Genomic DNA, 2,066 nt, shown 5'->3' with positions numbered 1-2,066 from the left:
CACCCCGTTGGCCGGTTGCGGACAATTCCCGTCAAAGCCTACCCAAGGGGTGTAATCAACCCTTTGTGGCACGTAACGTCAATGTCGGTCCGGTCTGTGCGGGACCGGCCGTGATGGAGGTAGCGCATGCCATATCCCACGCGCGCGGAGCGACTGGACCGCGTACGGGCCATCCTGCAGGGCCGCCCGGCCACCGAACGCCGCGCCCACCGGGCAACGCCCTCCCCGGCCGCCTTCTTGCTGGTCGGGGTGATGCTGCGCGGCGCCGCGCGCCTGGAGGCCGGGCTGGAGCTGACCGAGCTCGAACAAGAACTCGTCGACATGCTCCGGCCACTGGCGGACGACGACGAGGAGGTCCGCGCGTTCGGCCGCACCTTCACCGAGGAGAACACGGCTGCCACCCGCCAGATACTCTCCGCCACCGTGGCCGATCGCCCCCTCACCGAGGGCTACACACAAGACGACCTGGCCAAGGACATCGCCGCCCTGGGCGAGGAACTCCGCGCCCTGCCCAACGTGAACTTCGTGAACATCGACGCCCTCGCCGACGACGAGCCCCTCGACAGCGAGGACTTCCTCCAGGCCATGGCCGACTACGGCTACGGCGTCACCGTCGTCGGCAGCTCCCGTTCTGACACCGCGACCCCGGTCTCGCCCCCGCCGATAGACCTGAGACTGGACCTGCAACGGTTCGAATGCCGGCGCAGTACCGGAGACACAGTGTTCGGCCCTCAAGACGAGATCTACTGGGCCTACGCCTCAGCCAACGAGACCGCCAGGAACAAGTGGAACAAGACGCGGGAGTACGGCGACATCCAGACCGGTTCGGTGCGCGTGTTCGACGCGGGCACCACCCTGTTCAACGGCCGGGTCGGCAACAGCCTGCCCATCCACATCCAGTGCTGGGAAGCCGACGACAGCCCCTCCTCCTGGCACAACAAGCTCGTCGAAGACCTGAAGAAGATCGGCGACAAGCTGCAGCAGATCGCCTACCAGTTCAAGGACAATCCCGCCTGGTACTGGGAGGGCGGCGGAGCGGACATCGGGGATTACCTCACTGTCATCACCGCGCTCGTCCAAGCGCTGATCGAGTGGTTCCGCAACGACGACGACCTGGTGCAGAGTCGCACCATCGTCTTCAGCCGGCCCGCGCTCGCCGCGCTGGCCAACCGCCCGGGCGCCACCGACCACTGGGGCTTCAACGGCATCGGCCGTTTCGATCTCCACCTCCGCCTCACCCTGCCTGACGAGGAACGGCTGCGCCTGACCACCTCCTCCAACGCCGGCACCTGGAGCCAGAGCGCGCTGCTGCCCACCGCTACCGCTCGCACGGGCGCCGCGCTGGCTGTCTTCGACAACAAGCTGTACTGCGCGCACACCAGCGGCGACTTCCAGCAAATGTGGTGGTGCCACTACGACGGCACCAACTGGAGCGCCGACACCCTCTTCCCCGGCCCCCTCAGCAACGCCGCGCCCGCACTGGCCGCCTACGACAACAAGCTGTACTGCGTCCACCGTGGCAGTAACGACAACGAGCAGCTGTACTGGTCGACCTTCGACGGCACCAGCTGGAGCGGTGACACGCCGATCGGCGGCCACGCCAGCCCCTCCGCGCCGGCGCTGGCGGTTCTCGGGAACAACCTGTACTGCGTCTACCGTGGCCAGGGCAACGGCCATCTGCATACGGTGTACTACAACGGCAACGGCTGGTACCACGGCAACGGCTGGAGCCAGAGGAGCGCGGACGGTCCGGCACTCGCCGTGTTCCAGAACAAGCTGTACTGCGTCTTCCGCGGCCCGGACTCCGACGAAAGGCTCTACTGGGCGCGCTTCAACACCGTGGGCGGCGGCAGCTGGAACAGCCCCGCCCCCTTGGGCACCCACAACAGTGCCGTCTCACCATCCCTGACGGTCTTCAACGACGGCACCGGCGCCAAGCTGTATGTCGTCCACCGCGGCAGCTACACCAATCGCAACACCAAGCTCTACTGGTCCAGCTTCGACGGCACCAGCTGGAGCACCGACACCGCCTTCAGCCCCGCTGCAACCTCCGTCGAACGCCCTGC

Annotated in this window: 1 protein-coding gene; it reads left to right on the top strand. The window is 66.9% G+C overall.

Features of this window, described 5'->3' with window-relative positions; all coding sequences use genetic code 11:
• Positions 1 to 126: 126 nt before the first annotated feature.
• Positions 127 to 2,066: hypothetical protein (locus ABZ444_RS51365; RefSeq protein ID WP_358012699.1), on the top strand; the 1,940-nt coding region annotated here is incomplete at its 3' end.

This window comes from Nonomuraea sp. NPDC005730 (assembly GCF_040630865.1).
Taxonomy (GTDB): domain Bacteria; phylum Actinomycetota; class Actinomycetes; order Streptosporangiales; family Streptosporangiaceae; genus Nonomuraea.
This window is presented reverse-complemented; position numbering and strand designations above follow the sequence as displayed.